This window comes from Mannheimia granulomatis (assembly GCF_011455695.1).
Lineage (GTDB): Bacteria > Pseudomonadota > Gammaproteobacteria > Enterobacterales > Pasteurellaceae > Mannheimia > Mannheimia granulomatis_A.
The window spans coordinates 1395659-1419773 of record NZ_CP015030.1 but is presented as its reverse complement, the minus strand read 5'-3'; the positions used below and the strand labels follow the sequence as shown (position 1 = coordinate 1419773).

The window sequence follows — 24115 nt, the reverse complement described above, 5'->3', positions numbered from 1 at the left end:
CAAATGGGACGGTGAGCAAAATATAACATAATTTAAAATGCTTCCCCAACCCTTTTCATTGAGATATAGATAGGGTTTGACAGCCTAGTAACATCTTCCTATTATTTCGTTAATCTTTAGCTTTGGAAATAAAAAAATGAATATGCAACATAACAGTGGTTTACTACAAAGGGCCCTTGCGGAGAGAATCTTAATTCTTGATGGTGCAATGGGAACGATGATCCAACAATATAAATTAACTGAGGCAGATTTTAGAGGTGAACGATTTAAAGACAGCCTAATTGATCTCAAAGGCAATAATGACTTACTCACTCTAACCCAGCCGCTGCTGATTTTAGCCATTCACGAAAAATATCTCTCCGCCGGTGCGGATATTATCGAAACCAATACGTTCAGTGCCACCACCATTGCACAGGCGGATTACGACCTACAAGCGGTCGCTTACGAGCTAAATTTTGCAGGGGCAAAGCTGGCACGAGCAGCCGCAGATAAATACTCCACACCAGATAAGCCTCGTTTTGTTGCCGGTATTCTCGGCCCGACCAACCGCACTTGTTCAATTTCGCCTGACGTAAACGACCCCGGTTTCCGCAACATTACCTTTATGCAACTGGTGGAAGCCTATGCGGAGGCGACTCGTGGCTTGATTGAGGGCGGTTCGGATCTGATTATGATCGAAACCATTTTTGACACCCTCAACGCCAAAGCCGCCGTGTTTGCGATTGAACAGGTGTTTGAAGAGCTAGGCGTGAAATTGCCGGTGATGATTTCCGGCACGATTACCGATGCCTCTGGGCGTACCCTTTCGGGGCAGACCACCGAGGCGTTTTACAACTCGCTCCGTCACGCCAAGCCGCTCTCCTTCGGCTTGAACTGTGCGCTCGGCCCGAAAGAGCTTCGCCCTTATGTGGAACAGATGTCGAAAATCAGCGAAACCTTTGTGTCTGTTCACCCGAACGCCGGCTTGCCTAATGCCTTTGGCGGCTACGATCTCGGTGCGGAAGAGATGGCGGGCTATATCAAAGAGTGGGCGGAATTGGGCTGGCTCAACATTGTCGGTGGTTGTTGTGGTACAACCCCTGAACATATCCGTGCTTTTGCCGACGTGACCCAAGGCGTGAAGCCTCGTGCCTTACCGGAAATCCCAACCGCAATGCGGCTGTCGGGCTTAGAGCCGCTGACCGTTGATGAAAATTCTCTGTTTGTGAATGTGGGCGAACGCAATAACGTGACCGGTTCGGCGAAGTTTAAAAAGCTGATTAAAGAAGAAAAATTTTCGGAAGCGATTGAAATTGCGATCCATCAAGTCGAAAACGGCGCACAAGTGATTGATGTCAATATGGACGAAGCCTTGCTTGATGCTAAAAAATGTATGACCCGCTTCCTCAACATTCTCGCCACCGAGCCGGAAGCGGCAAAAGTACCGATTATGATCGACTCGTCCAAATGGGAGGTCATTGAGGCAGGCTTGCAAACCGTGCAAGGCAAGCCGATTGTGAACTCCATTTCCCTGAAAGAGGGCGAAGAGAAATTTATTCATCAAGCAAAACTCTGCCGCCGTTATGGGGCGGCGGTGGTCGTGATGGCATTTGACGAAGTCGGACAGGCTGACACCGAAGATCGCAAAGTAGAAATCTGTACCCGTGCCTACCGCATTTTAGTCGATCAGCTCGGTTTCCCGCCGGAAGATATTATTTTCGACCCGAACATTTTTGCGATTGCCACAGGGATCGAAGAGCATAACAACTACGGCGTGGATTTCATTCAAGCCTGTACCCGCATTAAACAGACCCTACCTTATGCCAAAATTTCGGGCGGGGTATCTAATGTGTCGTTCTCGTTCCGAGGTAACAACGTGGTGCGTGAGGCGATTCACGCCGTGTTCCTCTACTATGCGATCAAAGAGGGAATGGATATGGGGATCGTCAATGCCGGTCAGCTGGCGATTTATGACGACCTCGACCCCGAACTGCGTGAGGCGATTGAAGATGCGGTGCTGAACCGCCGTGCCGATGCCACCGACCGCTTGCTGGAAATCTCGGAAAAATACCGAGGCGTGAAGGTGGAAAGTGCGGACGAAAGTGCGGCAGAATGGCGAAACTTGCCGGTGGAAGAACGCTTGAAACACGCCCTTGTGAAAGGCATTACCAACTATATTGTGGAAGATACCGAAGAGGCTCGCCAAAAATTTGCCTCGCCGCTTGAAGTGATCGAAGGGCCGCTGATGGCGGGAATGGACGTGGTCGGCGATTTATTCGGCGACGGCAAAATGTTCCTACCGCAGGTGGTAAAATCCGCACGGGTAATGAAGCAGTCGGTTGCCTATTTGGAGCCGTACATCAACGCCACCAAGCAGAAAGGCTCGTCCAACGGCAAAATGGTCATTGCCACCGTAAAAGGCGACGTACATGACATCGGCAAAAACATTGTGAGCGTAGTGCTGCAATGTAATAACTTTGAAGTAATCGACTTAGGCGTAATGGTGCCCGCCGATGTGATTATTGAAACAGCAATCCGAGAAAAAGCCGATCTCATCGGGTTAAGCGGCCTGATTACGCCGTCGTTGGACGAAATGGAGTATTTTTTAAGTGAAATGAACCGCTTGAAGCTCGATTTGCCTGTGCTGATTGGCGGAGCGACCACCTCCAAAGAACACACAGCGATCAAGCTCTACCCGAAATACAACTACCCTGTGGTCTATACCGCCAACGCCTCTCGCTGCGTAACGGTTTGTGCCACGCTAATGAACCCCGAAGCCAAAGCCGAATTTTGGGAAAAAACCAAAGCGGAATACGAGGAAATTCAACGCAAATTCGCCGTGCGTAAGCCAATGCGAAAAGGGCTTTCCATTGAAGAAGCCCGTGCTAACCGGTTTGACGCATTCAGCGGTGAATGGGCGGATTACCAAGTGCCACAGCCGAAACAGACCGGCATTATCGAATACAAAAACGTGCCGATTGCCACCCTGCGGAAATTTATCGACTGGTCGCCGTTCTTTATGCTCTGGGGCTTGATGGGCGGCTACCCTGATGCGTTTGACTACCCCGAAGGCGGCGAAGAGGCTCGCCGAGTCTATAACGATGCCCAACGGGTGCTGGACGAATTGGAACAAAACGGCAAGCTGACTCCGAGTGGCATTATGGGCATTTTCCCTGCCGTGCGAGAAGGTGATGATATTGCAATTTTAAACGAAGAACGCACCGCTTGTATCGGCAAATCCTACCACCTCCGCCAGCAATCGGAGCGAGGCAAAAACAGCAAAAGCCCGTACAACCTCTGCCTGAGCGACTTTATCGCCGACCGTGAAAGCGAGCAACAAGACTGGTTCGGCATGTTCGCCGTCTGTGCCGGCATTGAAGAATACGACTTGGTGGAAGGCTACAAAGCCGCAGGCGACGACTACAACGCCATTCTGCTTCAAGCGGTCGGCGACCGTTTAGCCGAAGCGATGGCGGAATACCTGCATTTTGAGCTCCGCACCAAAGTCTGGGGCTACACCGTGGAAGACGAAGACAACGGACGCTTAATCCGTGAAGAATACATCGGCATCCGCCCTGCGCCGGGCTACCCAAGCTGCCCGGAGCACACCGAAAAACAACTGATTTGGGACTTACTCGAAGTGGAACAACGCATCGGAATGAAACTGACCGAAAGCTACGCCATGTTCCCCGCAGCAAGCGTCTGCGGCTGGTACTTCACCCACCCGGCAAGCCAGTATTTCACACTCGGCAAAATTGACGAAGACCAAGTGTTGGATTATGCGAAACGTAAGGGTTGGGACGAGGTTACGGCTAAGAAATGGTTAAGTGTGGCGATGAAACAGGATGTGAAGTCGCAGGCAACTGAAACAGGAATTTAGATAGGAGATATTTATGAAATTAGATACAATTGCATCACAGTTATATTTTACCACAGTAAAAATTGAAACTTTTAGTGAGGCGGGTTACGGTTCTGGTACAGGATTTATTTTTGATTATTCATCTAATCCTGAAAAAACAGCCCTATTTTTAGTAACTAATAGACATGTCGTTGAAAATACCCAAAGAGGGAAAATTCTTTTTCATATCATTGATGATAATGATAAAGGAGAAGAAGCTCCATTAGACAAAGGGTTCTATTTAGAAATTCCAGATTGGAGCTCAATTTGGTTTTACCATCCAGACAATGATATTGATATTGCAATATGCCCATTTTTACCAATTATTGAAAATGTAAAGAAAGATTTTAATCAAACTTTGTTCTTTAAAGCTATTTCTAGAGAAACTATTCCTGAACAAGAGCACTTAAACTCTTTAGATGTAGTTGAAAATATAACATTTGTTGGCTACCCAAATGGTATGTGGGATTCAGTTCATCATCTACCAATATTAAGAAAAGGAACAACTGCATCACCATTACAAATTGATTTTGAGAAGAAACCTATTTTCTTAATTGACGCTTCGGTATTCGGAGGTTCTAGTGGGAGCCCATTATTTCTGATGGACAATGGTGTGTACGCTGATAAAAATGGTGGTGCAGTTATCGGAAGTAGGTTTTATTTCTTAGGTATAGTTAGTGCAGTATATTTTAGGACACAAATGAACAGTGTTGAAGCTAGAGAAATTCCTACTGCTTTAGTACCTATTGTATCAAATCAAGAAATGATAGATTTAGGCGTTGTTCTTAAATCTAGAATGATTATAGAAACAATAGATCTTTTCAAAGAAAAAATTACTAATAATAATCCATGGGCATGGTAAATACCCATATTTGATATTTTCTCCGATGACACTAGTCTCTGACGAGTGCTTTATAAACTCTACGTCCCCGTCAGAGATGGATGCTATCAACCACAAGCGGTCACTTTCCCCAAAAACTTTGCAAATTTTCTCGCAGAACCGACCTCTTGTTCTTTTATCCATTCACCACTCCCAACTTCCTCTCCACCCCACTCAAAATCGGTTCAACAATCTGTTCAGGCAAATGTTGTGTGGAATGCGATTTAATTGTGATGAAGCAGCAACAATCTCCTGCAAAATCTCTTCCACGGTCTGCTTTGATAACCCAGCTAACTTTGCGGTATGGAAAATATGTCGAAGTTGGATTTTATCCCAAAGATAATGCTTATTCTGCTCGCCGTGCCACGCCATTGCCATTTTGACTTTCTGTTTTTGCAAGCCTTTCGGGAAGTGATAAAAAATCAAAAAAGGATATTGTAGAAACGAGCAGATTAAGTGGGTATTGTGGTTTTCCACATATCAGGGGAAGTTTGATTTGGGTCAAGGGGAGGGAGCAAGCGGTCAAAGTGCGGTGGGGATTTGCAAAGTTTTGGAGGAATTTGACCGCTAGTAAAAAATGTTATTAGAGCAGGAATCATAAATAGATTATAAGCCAATACAACATTTTTTATATTTTTTACCACTACCACATGGGCACATATCATTGCGTCCTATTTTATTTTTATACCCTGATATATGAGAAGAGGAAATAGCTTTTTTAGAGAATGGAAAAATACCACATATTTTATCCATTTCATCAGACTGTTCCCACTTATATGTCTTATTAATTCCGAATCTTAGATCAGCCTTATTAATATCTACAGCAATCCCAAACCAACGATCTGCTTTGTACTTATACTTACGTATTTCACAATGATTATCTAGAGATTGTATTGCAATATCATTTGGTGAGTTAGTACAATGAATAACAAGTCCAATAGAATGATTTTCATCAAATGTTAAAACAAGATTATGTTCTTTTCTATCACTTATACTTTTACGATGGATAATATCAAAACTTTCGTTTAATGTTTTTACCGTATCTTCATTTACCATCAATAACTCTAACCCTAAATCAATTAAATTAGAGTCAGAATTTCTCTCAATATCTTTAATTAATTTTTCGAAAAAAGTCCCTTTATATTTAGTCAGTATTCCATCAACATCATATTGGTTAGAGAGTCCATTTCTCCTAGATTCCATAGCTAAATCAAGATCTACTCCTAAATCGTCGCCTAAATGCATAAGAGTAAAATTATCTTGCAGGTATAAATTTTGTTTTAAATGATATGAGAGTATAGTAAGTTCATGATTGGCTAGGAATTTATCAGTATACATTGCTCTGCGGTGAATATAGCTTAAGAAGTATAAAGGTGTACATAACATTTCACAAATAACATCTAAAGCAAATATATCAATAACAAATGCAGGTTTAATAATATTATGAACTGTCTGGTTTAAAAAATTTCTAGCTTGAGTTGCTAAAGCAGGATAGTGATCTGAAACAACAGAAAATGGATAAATTTCTGAAAAATCTCGATTAATTTTTAATTCATTTCCTGTTGGAAGAATTAATCTTGTTTTAGAGTCTAATAGGAAAATTCCACATTCTACTGCTTGATCGTATGATAATTGTATAGCCTTCTGAAAATCATCTTGCAGTGCATCATCATTTCCCTGACGAGCGAGTATAGTAAGTTTTTTAGCCTTAGCTTGTAAAATAATTGCTCTATTACCAAAAGTAACAAGTACATCAATTTCACCTAATTTATTACTATTTGTATCTTGTATTTCTACATTTTTGAATACATTATTATTTCCAAAAACAGATTTTAGACGCTCATAAGAAAAATATTCGGTGAATTGCCCCCTATGTTCCATTGCTATATTTTGATAATTTTTATCCTTGTTAAACCAAAAGAATGGTGTTTCATAAACAGCTTCAGTCAAACTATAGTGTTGAAATAATATAAATTTTCCATTTTCTAATAATAGAATAGGGTAGGCATTAGTAGGGTTAAACGCTCCAAAGCTATTAAATAATGACATGTCTTCATCATTTGATAGACTAAAAGATTTAATGATATCCTCAACTATTTCCTCATCTATTCCAGTGTTAATTGAAATTTCTTTTATAGAGAATGTATAACCATCTAATATAGTCCATAAATAAGGATGTTTAAATTGTAACGATTGTATAGTATTACTAAGTTTTTCTGGAGCAATTTTCTCTAGAGCTATAATTACTTGATGTAACTGATCTACTGAATATCTTTTATTTTCTAAAAACCAATTATTATCATAGCTATATTTAATTTTAGAAAAGTCTCTATATTGAAAGCTATATGCAGACTCACCACCATAAAAAATAACCTCTCTTAACATCTTACCTGATTTTAAGAATGACTTTAATTTTTCAAGGGAATTTAATTTATTTCTATCTGCATATGTGATAGATAAGTGTAATTCTTTGAGTAATTCCTCGGTTTTATTGATAAGCGCTTCAAATTTTGGAGGTATAGGAATTTCTAGTGAAATTTTTTCCTTACACATTAATCCAATTAATAATGAAATCTCCGTTCTTAATAAACGATTTGGCTCATATTGTCCTAACATTTCTTCTCTAGTAACATTATCTTGAGCAGATTGAATAGTATTGTCTCTATAACAAAAATATGCGATTACATGAGCATAACCAGGTTGTTGACATAGTTCCTCTAGATCTTTAAAAATAATTTTCTCATCTCTAATATTATTCAATGAATTCATCATTACCTCACTTTAGCTAGATATTTTGATTGGGCTATAAAATAACTCAAGACTTTGCAAAATTCATATGCATCAACCGCTTGCGTGAGCATAATTATGCTCAAAAAATTAAAAAATGAAACGCCTATTTCTCTTCCTTCTATTCCTCTCCCATACCACTTGGGCAGAAACCTACCTTAACTTGGCGTATGCTATCAGCTCTATCGAAAAAGAAGGCGTTGTAGGTGGAGAGCTTAGCGGGCTTAGTATAGAAAATTAGTGATTTGCAAAAAATTTAGAAAATATTACCGCTTGTAATCATAAAGAAAAACCTTACCGTTTTGGCTTCGGTAAGGTTTTGTTTTTATAGATTAGAGGCTGCAATTAACCGATTGGTGTAGTCTTGTTGCGGGTTGTCGAAAATTTGCTTCACATTGCCACTTTCGACGATTTCGCCTTGGCTCATTACAATCACTCGGTCGCTTAATGCGCGAATTACGGCAAGGTCGTGGCTGATGAAAATATAGCTTAAGCCATATTTTTTCTGTAAGCGGTTGAGCAGTTCAATCACGGTAATTTGTGTTGAACGGTCAAGGGCTGAGGTTGGTTCGTCCAGCAACACAAATTTTGGCTCTAAAATAATGGCTCTGGCAATGGCAATACGTTGACGTTGTCCGCCGGAAAATTCGTGTGGGTAGCGGTTTATCATAGCAGGATTCAGGTTGACCTCTTCCAAAATCTTCATCGCTTTTTCACGTCGTTCTGCTTTGCTCATTTGCGGATAATGCACGGTTAAGCCTTCGGTGATAATTTCGCCCACTGTCAAGCGTGGTGAAAGTGAGTTAAATGGATCTTGGAATACCATTTGCATATCTTTTTTCAAAGCTTGGTATTCGGCTTTGCCAAGTTTGTTGATGGTTTTATCGGCAAAGGTGAGATTGCCTCGGTAGTCCAAAATTTGCATAATTGCACGCCCAAGGGTTGATTTACCTGAGCCGGATTCACCTACAATACCTAACGTTTCGCCTGTTTTAAGTTCTAGTGAAATCTCTTTTAACGCATTAAATACTTTTTTCGGTTTGCCGAAAAGTGAGCGTTTTAAAATATAGTCCACCTCAATATTGTCAGCCTTGATTAGCGTTGGCGTATCTGTCGGCAACTCACCCTTTAAGTTATTCGGAATTGGCGTTAATAACTCAATAGTGTAAGGGTGCTTTGGTTGTGTAAATACCTTTTCTGTTTCACCACGTTCGATAATTTCGCCGTTTTGCATAACGCAAACAAAATCGCTGTATTTATGCACAAGGCGTAAATCGTGGGAAATGAGGATAATCGCCATGCCCATTTCACTTTGTAAGTCGTGCATTAAGTCCAAAATTTCCGCTTGTGTGGTTACGTCTAAAGCAGTAGTTGGTTCATCGGCAATGAGTAAGTCGGGCTTATTGATAATTGCCATGGCAATCATAATGCGTTGGAGTTGGCCACCGGAAAATTCGTGTGGATAACACATCATTTTTTTCTCAGCATCGGGAATTTTTACCTTTTGTAAGGTTTCCAACACTAACTTTTGAGCTTCAGCTTTAGTCAGCTTCTCATTATGGGTTAAAATTGCCTCGGCAACTTGTTCACCGATTGGCATATAAGGGTTGAGAGAGGTCATCGGTTCTTGGAAAATCATTCCAATACGGTCACCACGGATTGCTTGCATTGCTTTTTCCGAAAGAGTGAGCAGATTTTGTTCTTCAAATACAATGCTTGATTTGTCGCCAAACTTCACAATATTTTTCGGTAAAAGCTGCATAATTGCCATTGAGGTCACGGATTTCCCCGAACCGGATTCGCCAACTATCGCCAAGGTTTGCCCTTTTTCAATCGCAAAAGAGACATTACGTACTGCGTGAACTAATTCTTCGTCCGTTTTTAAATAGACATCAAGATTATTTACTTCTAATAATTTCATTCTAAACCTCTATTTATCTTTTGGATCGAGTGCATCACGCAAACCATCACCAATAAAGTTAAAGCAAAATAACGTTAAGCATAAGAAAAAAGCAGGAAAGGCAAGCAGCCATGGGTAGGTTTCCATTTGTGCTGCACCATCACTTAGCAATGCGCCCCAGCTACTCATTGGCTCTTGTGTACCTAAACCTAAGAAGCTTAAAAAGGATTCAAACAGAATTAAAGCTGGCACCTCAAGTGAGGCGTAAACAACTACTAAACCTAATACATTTGGCACGATGTGTCGCCAGATAATTTGGCGGCGTGAGACACCACAGACAATCGCTGCTTCAACAAACTCTTTATTTTTTAATGCAAGGGTTTGTCCTCGAACAATTCGGGCAAGGTTAAGCCAAGCGACCATGCCGATTGCGATAAAGATCAAGAAAATATTTTGTCCGAAGAAAGTTACCAGCAAAATCACAAAGAACATAAACGGGAATGAGCCTAATATTTCTAAAAAGCGCATCATTACCATGTCAACTTTGCCGCCTAAATAACCGGAAATCGCACCATAAATTGTACCGATAATAACTGCAATTAAGGCTCCTGCAATCCCCACCATTAACGAAATACGTCCACCTATAGCAACTCGCACTAATAAATCACGTCCTGAGGAATCTGTGCCAAAATAGTGCTGTGAAGCCCAATTGGGGGCAGCTCCCATCATATTCCAGTCAGTATCTTCATAGCTAAACGGCATTAGTATGGGGGCAAAGGTAATAAAAAGTAAGACACAGCATAAAATAATGAGGCTTGCTACAGCCGCTTTATTACGAAAAAAACGACGGCGTGCATCTTGCCATAAACTTCTGCCTTCTAGCGTGGCAGTAACATCAACAAGCGGTTGATTTTTATTAGAATTTTGCATTTTCCGCTCCCACTCCTTAAATTAAGAATAACGAATTTTCGGATCGATTACCGCGTATAAAATATCGACAATCGCATTAAATAAAATAGTTAAGGTGCCGACTAAAATCGTCAAGCTCAGCACCAGTGAATAATCACGGTTTAACGCACCGTTTACAAAGAGCTGACCGATGCCCGGTAAGCCGAAGACGCTTTCAATGACCATTGAGCCGGTAATAATGCCGACAAAAGCCGGACCTAAATAGGTAATCACAGGCAGTAGGGCAGGGCGTAAGGCGTGTTTGAAAATAATTTTACTCATAGGTAATCCTTTAGCTTTAGCCGTGCGGATAAAATTCGAGTGAAGCACCTCAATCATTGAACCTCGGGTAATACGGGCAATGCCTGCAACATAGCTGATGGTTAAAGAAAGCACAGGCAACACCATATAATAAAGCTGCCCTCCGTTCCAACCACCGGCAGGCAGCCATTTAAGATAAATCGCGAAAAACAATACAAGTAGAGGAGCAAATACGAAGCTCGGCATAATAATGCCTGTCATTGAAAAGCCCATGACCAAATAGTCCCACCTACTGTTTTGTTTAAGTGCAGCAATAGTGCCGGCAGTTAAGCCGATGGTTACTGCAAAAATAAAAGAGATAATGCCAAGTTTTAAAGATACCGGAAAAGCAGAAGCAATTAGATTGTTCACAGATTGATCTTTATATTTAAATGAAGGGCCGAAATCACCTTTAGACAGATTTTCCATATAGATGAAATATTGTTTATAAAGCGGTTCGTTAAGATGATATTTGGCTTCAATATTTGCCATGACTTCCGGTGGGTAAGCTTTTTCGGTTGTGAAAGGGCTACCGGGGGCAAGCCGCATTAGAAAAAATGAAAAAGTAATCAGAATAAACAGGGTTGGAATTGCCTCAAGAAGACGTTTAAAAATAAATTTCAACATAGCATTACTCTTTGTAGTTATAGAATATTTAATTAATAGCGTAAATTAAAAGTTTTGTAAATAGGGTAAGAGCGGGAGATTGTTTAAGTTCAAGATGCTAGGTTGCAAGCGGTTATTTTTTACTAAATTTTTGCACAGCAGCCTACGTTAAGCATAAAAACAGGCTATTTGCAGCCAGTTTGAGCGTAGCGAGTAACTTTCTGCTAAAATCAAACCACCCGAGTGTATAACAGCTTTACAAGCGGTTATATTTTAAGAAAGTTTTGCAAATTTACTTAGAAAGCAAAGAGATTTATGATTTTTTCATTATTTAAATGGCTGGTTTACATTGCTATCACATTAGCTATTTTGGGCTTTTCTGTGGTAACTTTTCACCCCGTTTTCGGTGGTAAACCTGATGCGGAAAGCTTAGCAAAAATAAAGACTTCGCGTAATTATGGTGATAGGGGTTTTGTCAATTTGGAGGAAACCTTCATTCAGACAGGAAATGAACCTATTTCTTGGAAAGATTGGCTGTGGCATAAAATTACTCCGCCTAAAGAGCGATACCCCGCTAAACCTCTACCAACTGTGCCGCTAGCCCTTGGGCAGTTTAAAAACGGCAGTATGGCGTGGTTGGGGCATTCGAGTGTGTTATTCCAAACTGACGGTAAGTTTTTCCTGACCGATCCGCTGTTTTATTCCGCTTCACCTGTGTCTTTTATGGTGAGGCCCTTTGCTATGGAACATCCACCGCAGATTGAAGATATGCCGAGACTTGATGTAGTGCTGATTTCACACGACCATTACGATCATTTAGATTATCAAGCCATTAGACAGCTAGATAGCAAAACTAAGCAATTTATTGTGCCGCTTGGAGTAAAAGGACATTTACAACGTTGGGGAATAGCAAGCGATAAAATTACCGAGCTGGATTGGGATGAATCGGCTGATGTGGGAGATGTGAAGGTAACCTTAGTACCGGCTCGCCATTTCAGCGGTCGTTCCATTACGGATCAAAATTCAACTTTATGGGGCGGATTTGTAGTTAAATCTCCGGATTTATCACTTTATTTTAGCGCCGATAGTGGATACGGCAAACATTATCGCGAACGCATTGCGGGTTATGGCCCCTTTGATTTTGTGATGATTGAAAATGGGGCTTATAATTCGAAATGGGATCAGATTCACGAATTTCCCGAACAAGCTGTTCAAGCCTTGCTTGATGTGAAAAGTACCAAAGCTATGCCAATTCATTGGGCGAAATTTAATTTGTCCGAACACCATTGGGCGGATCCTATTGAGCGTTTTCTAGCAGCAGTTAGTCAGCACAATATTGATGTAGCTACCCCTAAAATCGGTGAAATATTTAATATTTTCGAGCCGTTACCAAAAGAAAAGTGGTGGGAAGCGGTAAAATAAAAGCTGAGATGAAGCAAAACAAGCGGTCATTTTCACAAGATTTTTTGCAGATATTGGCAAATTTTCAAGAGAAAATGACCGCTTGTGCATTAGTCAATTTTGGTAATGCCTAAATGAGCATAGGTACGGTTGGTGGCAATTCGCCCTCTTGGAGTGCGTTGCAGAAAGCCTTGTTGAATCAGATAAGGTTCCAGCACATCTTCAATGGTATCTCGTTCTTCACCAATGGCTGCAGCAAGGTTATCCACCCCCACCGGACCACCGTCAAAGCGTTCGACAATAGCTTGTAACAGTTTGATATCCATAAAGTCAAAGCCTTCAGAATCAACATCTAGCATGGTAAGTGCTTGTTTGGCAATCTCTGAAGTAATGATTCCGTTATTGCGAACATCGGCATAGTCTCGCACTCGGCGAAGCAGGCGGTTGGCAATGCGGGGCGTGCCACGAGAGCGACGAGCGACCTCATAAGCTCCGTCTGGTGATAAATTTAAATTCAAGCAGTCGGCACTGCGTTTAACGATAGAAGTCAGATCGTCCACCGAGTAGAATTCTAACCTCTGTACAATGCCGAAACGATCCCGTAACGGAGAGGTAAGAGAACCGGCGCGAGTAGTTGCTCCAATGAGGGTAAAAGGCGGTAAATCTAGCTTGATAGAACGTGCAGCCGGACCTTCGCCTATCATAATATCAAGTTGATAATCTTCCATTGCCGGATAAAGCACTTCTTCAATTGCCGGCGAAAGACGATGGATCTCATCAATAAACAGCACATCGTAAGGTTCCAGATTTGTCAGCATTGCTGCTAGATCACCTGCTTTTTCCAACACAGGTCCAGAAGTAGTGCGGATATTCACCCCCATTTCATTGGCAACAATATTAGCAAGGGTGGTTTTACCTAAACCCGGTGGGCCGAAAATCAAAAGATGATCGAGGGCTTCTTCTCGCAGTTTTGCGGCTTTAATAAAGATTTCCATTTGATCACGTACTGAAGGCTGGCCGACATAGTCAGTGAGTAATTTTGGGCGGATGGCTCTGTCTATTACTTCTTCCTCACGCTTCGGTGAGGCACTAATGATTCTATCTGCTTCAATCATAAATACTTACTTATAACGAATTTTTTAACGCTTCACGAATTAACTGCTCGCTACTTGCGCCGGCTTTGTTTACTTTCTTAATCATTTTTTCTGCGTCAGCCGGTTTGTAACCTAAAGCAATTAAGGCATCAAGGGCCTCATTTGCCGGATCGGGTACATGCGTTGCAACAATTTGATCGTGAGATGTTTCCACAAAGAAATCTGTTTGTGCCATGCCTTTGAATTTGCCTTTTAATTCAACTAATAAGCGTTCAGCTGTTTTTCGTCCAATACCCGGAATTTTAGTGAGTTTCGCCAGTTCTTCATTTTCAATGGCGGTGGCAAATTGAGAAACAGACATTGCAGAGAGAATAGCAAGTGCGAGTTTAGGGCCAACACCGTTAGTTTTAATCAGCTCACGGAATAAGGTTCGGTCTTGTTTTTGAGCAAAGCCAAATAATAAGTGAGCATCTTCACGTACTACTAAATGAGTGAACAGGCTGGTTTCCTCACCAACTGCTGGTAAGCTGTAAAAGCTTGTCATGGGGAGTAATAATTCATAGCCAACCCCTTGTACGTCAAGTAAGATTTCCGGTGGTTGTTTTTCAATAATGTTGCCGTGTAATCGTCCGATCATTTTTTTGTCCAAGAATGAAATTTGCGATAGCATAGCAGAAACTGTATAAAATAACACTATTTAATTCTGTTTTGCTTTCGCAAATTTTCGTAAAAATTTAACCGCTTGATCTAATGTATTAGGTGGGTAATACCTTCATAAATCAGCATTAAACCAAATAAAATAAAGATGATACCTGACACATTATCAATATAGCGGCTGTATTTGGCGTAAACTTGTCTTATCGGCTTGCGTGAAAATAGTAGGGCGATAAGTGCAAAATAGAGAAAAGTAGTGAAAACAAATAAAAACAGCAACTCAAACATTTGTGAGGTTTGGCTAAATTTACCTAAATAAGCAGATACTACACTGGTGAAATAAACACCGGCTTTGGCATTAAAAATATTGATTAGTAAACCTTTTTTAATTTCTGTGCAACTGTTTAACGGTGTGAGGTTAGATTTATCTTCAACGAAGGTGATATTTTCCCGCACTCGTACCATTTTTAAGCCGATATAGGTAAGATAACAGCCTCCTAATACCATAATACAGTATTGAAAGAGGATGCCAATGCTGTTACTTAACCATGCTAAGCCCAAAATAGCGAATCCTGCCCAAAAAACAATACCTAACGAGATACCGGTTGCGGCTAAAATACCGCTTTTAATCGAATGGCTGGCGGACTGCCTGACTACATAGAAAAAATCGGGACCGGGGCTGACAAGCCCTGTGAGATGGATAAATAAAATAGTAAGCATAAAATCCTTAAATAAAACAGTACAAAATATGCAGTGAAATGAGGGCGTAAATAGCCGCGAGAATATCGTCAAACATAATACCTAAGCCGCTTTCGAGTTTTTCATCAAAATAGCGGATAGGGTAAGGCTTTACAATATCGAAAAATCGAAAACTAATGAAGGTAAAAAAGTAACCGAGCAAGTTATATTCCGGTAGGCAGCTAAACATTAGAAAAATGGCGACAATTTCGTCCCAAACAATTCTACCGTCATCATGGATACCTAGATCTTGGCTGGTTTGAGTGCAAATATAGCACCCAAAAATAAATGAGATAAGAGTCAGTAGAACAAAAAATAGCGGAGATTTGGTTAGGTACCATAATATAATTGCTACAATTAAGCCTGCAACCGTCCCCCAAGTGCCGGGGGCGGGTTTTAATAAGCCTGAGCCAAATCCGAATGCAAAAAAATGGATTGGATTTTTAAGATTGATAGGTTTCATACAGTTTATTTTTTGAAGTGATCATAGCCGATATAGCTAGGTAGCGAGTAAGGCTCATTATGACGTAATAAAGTTAACCCTTCTTTTGCAGAACGAATTTGCCCTATGCAAGTATAATTTACCCCGATATTCGTTAATTCTTTTTCTAATTTTTGTTTATTGTCATTGGGTACGGTAAAGCAAAGTTCGTAATCTTCCCCACCAGTTAATGCAAAATGCTCCGCCTCTGAACGAGAGTAACACTTGAGTAATTCTTCTGAAAGTGGGAGATCTTCCAGATTTACTACCGCACCACATTCGCTGCGTTTGAGAATATGGCTTAAATCAGATAAAAGACCATCTGAAATATCAATGGCGGCATTTGCGATAGGGGCAATAGTTAAGCCAAGTAACACGCGTGGTACTGGGCGTAAATGGCGTTGGATTAAGTAGCTTTCCTCAGCACTCCAAGTCGGTGTTTCTTCGGTCTGATTAAGGAGTAATTGCAAGCCGCCTGCGCTATCTCCTAGTGTGCCTGAGACATAGATCCAATCACCTACTTTTGCATTATGGCGAAATAGGCCTCTATCTTGTGGCACAATCCCTTGAGCTGTAATAGTGAGTGAGAGATGTCCTTGTGTGGTATCTCCTCCAATTAAATCGACGTTATAATGGTCCAGAATCTCAAAGAAATGTGTGCTAAATTCCGCCAGCCATTCGTGATTAATTTCCGGCAATGTGAGTGCTAAAGAGAACCATGCCGGTTCAGCCCCCATTGCAGCAAGGTCACTTAAATTGCTTGCGACACTCTTATAAGCGAGATCAGCTGGTGAAATAGTCGGCAAAAAATGTGTGCCACAGACAAGCGTATCTGTTGTAATCGCAAGCTGTTGGTTAGGCTTAAGGGAGGTTACTGCACAGTCATCACCGATAGAAAGTAATACATCTTTGCGAGGTGGACGTTGAGAGGCATTAAAGTAGCGTTCAATAATATCAAATTCACCCATAAAATTTCCTTAAGATTATTTATTATCAAAATCCCCAATTTTGTAACAAAATTGGGGAAGTGGCTATTTCTTACCTAATGCTGGGGCTAATTTGTCTAAAATACCGTTAATGTATTTGTGGCTATCATCGGAACCAAATACTTTTGCAACCTCAATACCTTCATTAATGACTACACGGAAAGGTACATCATGCTCAAATTTTAATTCATAGCCAGATAAACGCAAAATAGAACGTTCAATCGGGTCGATATCGGCTTCATTACGATCTAAATAAGGACGTAATGCTTCATCAATGGCTTCAACATTATTAACTACACCACGGAAAAGCTTACGGAAGTAAGGCATATCAACGCCATTCATATCTTGATCGGTAACAAAGGCTAATTCGACCTCTTCAACTGTATTGTGAGAAATGTACCAAGAATAAATCGCTTGCACTGCACATTCTCTTGCACGGCGACGGGGAGAAACTTTCATAATACCTCTTAATTTCTAACAGCAAAAAATGACGGCTGATTCTATCACAATTCCCCTCTTTTTGCTTAAATTTATGCTATTTTAATTTTGAGATGGTACTGATTTTCTCACTAGATTGTAAAATATAAGGGGTAACGAAAATGACTAATTCACGTTTACTGATTTTATCTCGTGTTTGACTAAACAGCCGCTTAATAAAGGGAATTGAGCCTAAAATTGGTACTTTATCTTCTCCTTTTTGGGTTAAATGTTGGAAAATACCACCTAAAACAATGGTTTCTCCGTGTTTGGCAAAGACTTGTGTATTCAATTCTTGTTTATCTATGGTAATTAAACCACTGCTACCGGATTGCGAATTAGGAGAATTTTGAGTTACAACCAGATCCAGTAAAATCTGATTTTGTGTGGAAAGGTGAGGGGTAACTTCCAGTCCTAATACGGCTTCTTTAAATTCAACATCAGTTGCTTCTGATTTTGTGTTATACATTACATAAGGGATTTCCGTACCTTGCTTAATGCTGGCGGCTTTTTTATTGGTAGTGAGTAGGCGTGGGCTTGCAATAATTTCTACACTGTTTTCTTGCTCAAGTGCAGAAAGCTCCAAATCTAGTACACGGCTATTAATGGAGGCAATTTGTAATACTGCAGAAGCACCATTTGCTACTGGGAAATTGACATTTAAATTGTTAGCCATATTGTTCAAACCATTGCCTTCCAGCTTTCCGCCAAATTTATAATGCTCCGGACTTGAGGAAAACATACCCCAGCGTACACCAAGCTCTTGTAGATGCTCGCTGCTAATCGTTACAATTCTGGCCTCTATAGCAATTTGCTCAGTTGGATGATCGAGTTTTTTTACTAATTTTTCTATATTTCGTAACGACTTTTCGCTGTCTTTAATAATCAAACTATTACTTCTTTCGTCAAAATGAATATAGCCGTTTTCCGATAGAAATGTACCACTGCCTTTAGTTAAAGAGTCTATGATTTCAGAAGCTTTAGCATAATAGAGTTTGATCGTTTTCGTGATAAGTTTTGGGGGAGCAAGCGGGTGAATTTGCCCATTATTTTGCAAATGAGCGATTGGTGGCATACTTTCTAACTTATTTTCTTGTTTATTAATATAAGCAATGTCGTTTTCTTGCTTTAATGATAACTTATTGATTTTACTTATTGTTTTTAATATTTCATCAATAGATTTATTGTCTAAACGTAAGGTGGTTTTAGTGTCTATATTATCTTCCAATACAATATTTTTATCGGTTTCTTCTGCTAAATAAGTCAATATTGCAGGTGTTGGGGCATTTTTTAATGAAATAGATAATGTATTTGCTAAGACAAGAGAAGGGGTAAGCAATAATAATGAGAGAATTTTAGACATATAAACCTCTATAATTTTAAGGTGACTTCATAAGGCGTATTACAATGTTGAGTCAATTTCCAATCAATATAAGTAATCGATTTAAGTGTAATAGTTTTTATCTCAATTTGATGATTGTTGATTAATTCATTTTCCCTGAAGTCAAAAAGTTGATCTTTTTCATCAATAAATAATGCTCTAAAACTGTTATCTATTTTTATTAAACCAACTAGTTTTAGTTTTTCAAATTCAGTAGGTAAATTAATAGAAAATAGATTTTTGGAGGGTTTGCAAGCGGTTAAATTTTCATTATTTTTTGCAATATCATTTTCTACCTCTATTAATTGAGTATTTTCTGTAGTGTTAGTTGTGCCAAAAAAAGGATCTGCCACTGCATTGCAGCAAAGTAATAAAATAGATAAGAAATATTTATTCATATTCTTCCTTATTAGTACTAGGTACTAGAATAGTATTGAGTTCCAGCTTTCTTTCCTGAGTAGATTTAGTTAGAGAAATCATATTGAATTTTAAATAAGGAATCTGATTGAGTTCTTGAATAAAATTAAAAATGGATGAACTATGATGAACTACTTGCAGTTCAATACTTTTTCCTTTTTCTAAATTCCATTGCAGATTATAAATCTGAAGCCGATTTTTCTGAGCAATTTGCTGTATGTTTTCGTTAATATTTGTTAAATTAAAGCTTTTATTGTTTAGTGTTTTCTCCTTTTCTAGCAAAGTGTTATATATTGCTTGTTGATGTTCAAGAACTTTGGTTTGATTAATTATCTCTTGCTTTGTTTCCATTTCCAAGAAGTGTATTTTTACCAAGTTAATTATTGGGTAAGTAAGAAAAATAAGTGTTAATATTATCAATATAATATGCTTTTTATGAATAATGGTAGAGAGAAAAATAAATCCGTTTTTATGTGGATTGAGATATAAATAAATTAGTTTTTTCTTGATGAATTCCATTTTTTATCCTTGATATTTAAGGGTGAAAATAAATTCAGTTTCATTTTTACTGTTAACACTAATATGATCCGTTTTTAACTCAAAAAATTGTTGTTCTTTGAGGTATTTATCAAGTGCCTGAAAATCTTCTTGTGAGCTTATCTTTCCACTGATTTTTAAATAAAGCCGGTTGTCATGATAAAGTTGAATAGTATTGATTCCGCCTTTTTTCAGCGGAAATTGCATAATCAATGTTATGAATTTTTCTATCTCTTTTTTTGTACTAACAGGCAGTGAGATTTGATTATGGCTCTGTAAATTTGCAATTTTATTTTCTAAAGCGTGACTTTCTGTTTGTAATTGATTTAATTGCTCTACAAGCGGGTAAATTTCTTGCTTTTTTTGCAAATGATAAAAAATGAGAAATAGAGCTATTCCAATAAGAAAAAATAACACCAATGCCATCTTTTTAATCAGATAGTATGTTGTAAATATCCATTTACTTTGTGCGTTTCCGGCTAAATCAATACCTTGCCATTCCATAAACTTGCTCCTACAGCCAGCAGATAGAGATGCTTGTTTTGTATGCTATTTATTTCCGATTCTGAAATTTCAATATCTTCGATTCTGATACTGTTCTCCGGTGCTATTGGGAGAAAGCGGATATCGGCTTCAGTGAATTGCACGGTTTTTTGTTGGAAACAAAACGGTGGAAATTCAGTTTTGTCTGTTAGATTTTTAAAGTAAGAAATTGCTCTGATATAACAATGTAGTTCACAATCTAATACGCAAGGTATTTGAGTGAGATTATCTGCATAGCTTTTACGTAATGCATAGATAACAATTTTATTAAGATTGTTATTACTGAGTGAGAATTGTTGATAATCAAAATTTAATGTTTCAATAGCAAGTGGTTGCTCATTTTTCAAAATTTGAATAATGTGCTGGTGTAATTGAATTGCATTTAAAGTTTTTGGCAGAAAAACAGTTTTTCGCCAAATATAGGTGTGCGAAACAGGGCGGATTAGGTTCAATTTTTCTCTGTGTTGATTGAGTTTTTCGCTTGTATTCATTTGAATAAAGTAAGCTAAGTCAAAGGGCTTTTTTTGCCAGAAAACAGTGAATTTTTCGGTTTCTTTTTTGACTAAGCAATAGTAATGCTCATCTTCACTTAGCCCTAAAACATAGGGTTGCAAGCAGTATTTTGGGACTTTCTGTAGTAATTTCATAATTGATTTAATAAGTAAATATTTGTAATTAATTAGGGCAAAGTTAGCGTTTTTCGCTTATACTTAGAGCTTTAATATTGGCTTTATATTTACTTTTAGTCATTAACCAAAAGAGATTTTTTCGATGCGGATCGCAAAAATAATATTTAGTACTTTACTTTCGCTCTTCATTTTAGGTGGGGTAATCGCTGGTTTGTTGTATATGCACATCAAATCAGATTTGCCGGATGTGGCAACGTTAAAGAATGTTGAGCTACAACAGCCTATGCAGATTTTTACTTTAGATGGTAAATTGATAGGTGAGGTAGGTGAAGAGCGTCGTATTCCTGTGAAATTGGAGGATGTTCCGCCAATGTTGCGTAAAGCCATTCTTGCAACAGAGGATGCTCGTTTTTATGAGCATAAGGGGATCGATCCTAAAGGCATTATGCGTGCATTATGGCGTACCAGCCAAGGGGATACCCAAGGTGCAAGTACTATTACTCAGCAATTAGCAAAAAACTTTTTTCTTACGCCTGAAAGAAGCTTAGAACGTAAAGCTAAAGAGGCGATTTTAGCCCTTGAAATTGAACAGGTTTTAACCAAGGATGAAATTTTAGAACTTTACCTTAATAAAATTTATTTAGGCTATCGTTCTCACGGTGTAGCAGCGGCAGCTAAAACTTATTTTAATAAAACGCTAAGTGAGCTTACGCTATCTGAAATTGCAATTATCGCCGGTTTACCGAAAGCGCCTTCTACCATGAATCCGCTTTATTCGGTTAAACGAGCAGAAGATCGTCGCAATGTGGTATTGGGACGAATGTTAGAGACCGGGGATATATCTAAAGAAGAATATGAAAAAGCAAAAGCTGAACCTGTGGTAGCAAGCTATTACGGAGCAGCTTTAGAGTTTAGAGCTGACTATGTAACGGAAATGGTACGCCAAGAGATTGTTAAGCGCTATGGCGAGAATATCGCATATAACAAAGGCTTGAAAGTGTATGCGACAGTCATTTCTGCAGACCAGAAAGCAGCACAAGATGCTTTGCGTGAGAATTTAATTGATTATGATCGCCGTCACGGTTGGAGAGGGGCTGAAAAATTATGGACAGGTAACTCAGCTTGGGACGAAGAGAAGATTATCGATCACCTAAGTAAATTGCCAAAATCAGAACCCTTTACTCCGGCTGCAGTGATTGAAGTTGATAAATCAAAATATACAATTTTGCTGGCTAATGGTGAAAGCGATAGTTTGAAGCGTGTAAATTCTTCATTTGCAAGTAAAGGATTGAAAGCAGGTGAGCAAATTTGGGTACGCCAAAATAAAAATAAAGAGTGGGTGCTGGGACAGATTCCGGAAGTTAATTCTGCATTAGTTTCAATTAATAGCGAAAATGGTGCAATTGAAGCGATTGTTGGTGGATTTAGTTTTGAGCAAAGCCGTTTTAACCGTGCAACTCAATCTTTAGTGCAAGTTGGTTCAGCAATTAAACCATTTATTTATGCAGCTGCAATGAATAAAGGTTTAAGCTTATCCACCACAATTAGTGATTCTCCTATTGTCATTAAAAAGAAAGGCCAGAAAGAGTGGCGACCTAAAAATGCTGATGGTGTTTATGGTGGACCATTACGGGCAAGGGTGGCATTAGGAAAATCAAAAAATATGGTAGCGATTCGTGTATTGCAAATGGCGGGTATTGATTATGTTGCCGGCTATTTACAACGTTTTGGCTTTAATCATAGTCAATATCTGGCAACGGAGTCTTTAGCGCTAGGGGCTGCTTCTTTTACTCCGCTTGAAATGGCTCGTGCCTATGCTGTTTTTGAGAATGGCGGTTATTTAATTGAACCATATATTATTGACAGAATTATTGATGCTCAAGGTTATGAGTTATATCAAGCAAATCCTGTAGTGGCATGCTCTGGCTGTGATAACCCTGTTATTTATCCTGAGCCGGAGTATTTTGACTCGGTTAAAATTCATGATGAAACACAGGTAAATACCGCACCGGTAACCTTAACCAAAGAAGAAGACTTAGCTGAGGAGAATGCTGAGATTGATCCGGAATTACAGCAAACGAATAATGGTGAAAAGAGCGCTCCAAGTTTAATGGCTGAGTCATCTCACCATGTTAAAGGACTTCGTTATGCGCCACATGTTATTAGCAGTGAACTGGCCTTTTTAATGCGTAGTGCTTTAGCAAGTGCAATTACTGGTGAGCCGGAAAATGGCTGGCGAGGCACAAGCTACCGTATGCTAAATTCGATTAAGCGCGCTGATGTGGGGGGGAAAACAGGAACCACCAATAATGCTAAAGCTACTTGGTATGCCGGTTTTGGTGCAGATATTTCAACAGTGGTGTATGTTGGTTTTGATGATAATAAAAGAAATTTAGGTAAAAATGCTTCGGGTTCTAATACTGCTTTGCCGGCCTGGACAAGTTACATGAAAGTGGCTTTGGCTGATAAACCGGTTAAAAAAGATCCTTTACCGAAAAATATTATTGAGGTAAATATTGATCCTAGTAGTGGTTTTTTAGGCAATGGACGTAAAGAATTTTTTATTAAAGGAACCGAGCCAACGAAAAGATATATTATCGAGAGGGCTTATACGGAAAAAGCACCTACTACGGAAACGCAACCATTGCGTTTGGGCTTACCGCCTCCGGGTGTATTGAAAGGTGGTGAGTTATTTTAGTTTACAATAAATTTATAGTGGGATTTACTCTTAAAAGTTGAAAAATAGGGGCATTTCTTGCGATAATAACCACCAATTTTATTTTGGGCGATTTGTGAATTATTTGTATATTCCTTAGTCAATAAATAGATTTTATTGCAAATTTTATAAGAAATCAGACCGCTTGTAAGTCGCAAGCGGTCGTTTTTTCTTTTAATTTCACAAATCAAATGTTTATTAAATTTAAAAAGAAGAAAGAATAATGGCTGAAAAACGTAATATTTTTTTAGTTGGGCCTATGGGGGCAGGTAAAAGCACTATTGGTCGCCAGCTCGCTCAAATTTTAGGTATGGAGTTTATTGATTCCGATAGTGTTATTGAGGAAAGAGCTGGTGCGGAAATTGATTGGATTTTTGATGTTGAAGGTGAAGCCGGATTTCGTAAACGTGAAGAGCGAATTCTGAACGAATTAACGCAAAATCATGGTATTGTACTTTCAACCGGTGGTGGTTCCGTATTATCCAAAGATAATCGTAATGTATTATCTGCCCGTGGTATTGTGGTTTATTTAGAAACGACGGTTGATAAACAATTTGAGCGAACCCAACGTGATAAAAAGCGTCCTCTATTAAAGACGGAAGATCCGCGTAAAACGCTAGAAGAGATAGCGAAAATCCGTAATCCGCTTTATGAAGAAATTGCCGACATTACTATTCATACGGATGAACAAAGTGCGAAAGTAGTTGCAACACAAATTATCGATTTAATAGATAATTTACAATAGTGTAGAGCGACAGAGTAG

Annotated in this window: 22 protein-coding genes; 6 read left to right on the top strand and 16 right to left on the bottom strand. The window is 39.3% G+C overall.

The window, feature by feature from the left end; genetic code table 11:
* Positions 1-142 precede the first annotated feature (142 nt).
* Together metH and A4G16_RS06745 are read left to right on the top strand one after the other, a co-directional pair.
* On the top strand, positions 143-3859 hold the full coding sequence (metH, locus tag A4G16_RS06750) for a methionine synthase (protein ID WP_165889916.1): 3717 nt from the start codon (positions 143-145) through the stop codon (positions 3857-3859).
* A gap of 13 nt (positions 3860-3872) precedes the next feature.
* Positions 3873-4739 (top strand): S1 family peptidase, encoded by an 867-nt coding sequence (locus A4G16_RS06745; RefSeq protein ID WP_165889244.1) that lies wholly within the window; start codon positions 3873-3875, stop codon positions 4737-4739.
* 192 nt (positions 4740-4931) lie between these two features.
* Here the strand turns inward: A4G16_RS06745 and A4G16_RS06740 are convergent, their stop codons facing one another.
* Positions 4932-5135 (bottom strand): hypothetical protein, encoded by a 204-nt coding sequence (locus A4G16_RS06740; protein ID WP_207951334.1) that lies wholly within the window; start codon positions 5133-5135, stop codon positions 4932-4934.
* Between the two features lie 228 nt (positions 5136-5363).
* Positions 5364-7529, bottom strand: coding sequence for an SEC-C metal-binding domain-containing protein (locus A4G16_RS06735; RefSeq protein WP_237052360.1), 2166 nt, complete (start codon positions 7527-7529; stop codon positions 5364-5366).
* A gap of 112 nt (positions 7530-7641) precedes the next feature.
* On the opposite strand from A4G16_RS06735, the gene A4G16_RS06730 reads away from it, so the two are divergent.
* Positions 7642-7785, top strand: a complete 144-nt coding sequence (locus A4G16_RS06730) for a hypothetical protein (protein ID WP_156930217.1) — start codon at positions 7642-7644, stop codon at positions 7783-7785.
* An 84-nt stretch (positions 7786-7869) separates the two neighbouring features.
* Here the strand turns inward: A4G16_RS06730 and A4G16_RS06725 are convergent, their stop codons facing one another.
* Genes A4G16_RS06725 through oppB form a run of 3 tightly spaced genes read right to left on the bottom strand, consistent with a single transcriptional unit; the run spans position 7870 to position 11319 of the window.
* Positions 7870-9465, bottom strand: a complete 1596-nt coding sequence (locus tag A4G16_RS06725; RefSeq protein WP_165889243.1) for an ABC transporter ATP-binding protein — start codon at positions 9463-9465, stop codon at positions 7870-7872.
* 9 nt (positions 9466-9474) lie between these two features.
* A complete protein-coding gene (gene oppC / locus A4G16_RS06720) occupies positions 9475-10374 on the bottom strand; it encodes an oligopeptide ABC transporter permease OppC (protein ID WP_165889242.1) in 900 nt (299 codons plus the stop codon).
* Positions 10375-10395: 21 nt separating this feature from the next.
* On the bottom strand, positions 10396-11319 hold the full coding sequence (oppB, locus tag A4G16_RS06715; protein WP_165889241.1) for an oligopeptide ABC transporter permease OppB: 924 nt from the start codon (positions 11317-11319) through the stop codon (positions 10396-10398).
* Between the two features lie 294 nt (positions 11320-11613).
* Here oppB and A4G16_RS06710 point away from each other — a divergent pair, with 294 nt between their 5' ends.
* Positions 11614-12720 carry an MBL fold metallo-hydrolase gene (locus tag A4G16_RS06710; protein WP_165889240.1) on the top strand — a complete coding sequence of 369 codons (1107 nt, stop codon included), beginning with the start codon at positions 11614-11616 and terminating at the stop codon, positions 12718-12720.
* A gap of 89 nt (positions 12721-12809) precedes the next feature.
* On the opposite strand, the gene ruvB is transcribed toward A4G16_RS06710, so the two are convergent.
* The 11 genes from ruvB to A4G16_RS06655 form a co-directional block, all read right to left on the bottom strand.
* Positions 12810-13814: a Holliday junction branch migration DNA helicase RuvB gene (gene ruvB, locus A4G16_RS06705; RefSeq protein WP_165889239.1), complete on the bottom strand. Its 1005-nt coding sequence runs from the start codon at positions 13812-13814 to the stop codon at positions 12810-12812.
* Between the two features lie 10 nt (positions 13815-13824).
* On the bottom strand, positions 13825-14430 hold the full coding sequence (ruvA, locus tag A4G16_RS06700; RefSeq protein WP_165889238.1) for a Holliday junction branch migration protein RuvA: 606 nt from the start codon (positions 14428-14430) through the stop codon (positions 13825-13827).
* A 110-nt stretch (positions 14431-14540) separates the two neighbouring features.
* Positions 14541-15167 (bottom strand): LysE family transporter, encoded by a 627-nt coding sequence (locus A4G16_RS06695; protein WP_165889237.1) that lies wholly within the window; start codon positions 15165-15167, stop codon positions 14541-14543.
* A 7-nt stretch (positions 15168-15174) separates the two neighbouring features.
* Positions 15175-15648: a phosphatidylglycerophosphatase A gene (locus A4G16_RS06690; protein ID WP_165889236.1), complete on the bottom strand. Its 474-nt coding sequence runs from the start codon at positions 15646-15648 to the stop codon at positions 15175-15177.
* A 5-nt stretch (positions 15649-15653) separates the two neighbouring features.
* On the bottom strand, positions 15654-16634 hold the full coding sequence (thiL, locus tag A4G16_RS06685) for a thiamine-phosphate kinase (RefSeq protein ID WP_165889235.1): 981 nt from the start codon (positions 16632-16634) through the stop codon (positions 15654-15656).
* 63 nt (positions 16635-16697) lie between these two features.
* Positions 16698-17111: a transcription antitermination factor NusB gene (gene nusB / locus A4G16_RS06680; protein ID WP_027074137.1), complete on the bottom strand. Its 414-nt coding sequence runs from the start codon at positions 17109-17111 to the stop codon at positions 16698-16700.
* A gap of 76 nt (positions 17112-17187) precedes the next feature.
* Positions 17188-18492 carry a type IV pilus secretin PilQ gene (gene pilQ, locus A4G16_RS06675; protein ID WP_165889234.1) on the bottom strand — a complete coding sequence of 435 codons (1305 nt, stop codon included), beginning with the start codon at positions 18490-18492 and terminating at the stop codon, positions 17188-17190.
* Positions 18493-18500: 8 nt separating this feature from the next.
* On the bottom strand, positions 18501-18908 hold the full coding sequence (locus A4G16_RS06670; RefSeq protein WP_165889233.1) for a hypothetical protein: 408 nt from the start codon (positions 18906-18908) through the stop codon (positions 18501-18503).
* The gene (locus A4G16_RS06665; RefSeq protein ID WP_165889232.1) at positions 18901-19446 is read right to left on the bottom strand and encodes a hypothetical protein; all 546 of its coding nucleotides are present in this window, start codon (positions 19444-19446) and stop codon (positions 18901-18903) included. The genes A4G16_RS06670 and A4G16_RS06665 overlap by 8 nt, the downstream gene beginning before the upstream one ends.
* 3 nt (positions 19447-19449) lie before the next feature.
* Positions 19450-19968 (bottom strand): hypothetical protein, encoded by a 519-nt coding sequence (locus A4G16_RS06660; protein ID WP_165889231.1) that lies wholly within the window; start codon positions 19966-19968, stop codon positions 19450-19452.
* Positions 19944-20654 (bottom strand): competence protein ComA, encoded by a 711-nt coding sequence (locus tag A4G16_RS06655; RefSeq protein ID WP_165889230.1) that lies wholly within the window; start codon positions 20652-20654, stop codon positions 19944-19946. Before A4G16_RS06655 ends, A4G16_RS06660 begins: the two co-directional genes overlap by 25 nt.
* Positions 20655-20778: 124 nt before the next feature.
* On the opposite strand from A4G16_RS06655, the gene A4G16_RS06650 reads away from it, so the two are divergent.
* Both A4G16_RS06650 and aroK read left to right on the top strand, forming a co-directional pair.
* On the top strand, positions 20779-23334 hold the full coding sequence (locus A4G16_RS06650) for a penicillin-binding protein 1A (protein WP_165889229.1): 2556 nt from the start codon (positions 20779-20781) through the stop codon (positions 23332-23334).
* Positions 23335-23575: 241 nt separating this feature from the next.
* Positions 23576-24097 carry a shikimate kinase AroK gene (gene aroK / locus A4G16_RS06645; RefSeq protein ID WP_027074143.1) on the top strand — a complete coding sequence of 174 codons (522 nt, stop codon included), beginning with the start codon at positions 23576-23578 and terminating at the stop codon, positions 24095-24097.
* Positions 24098-24115 lie beyond the last annotated feature (18 nt).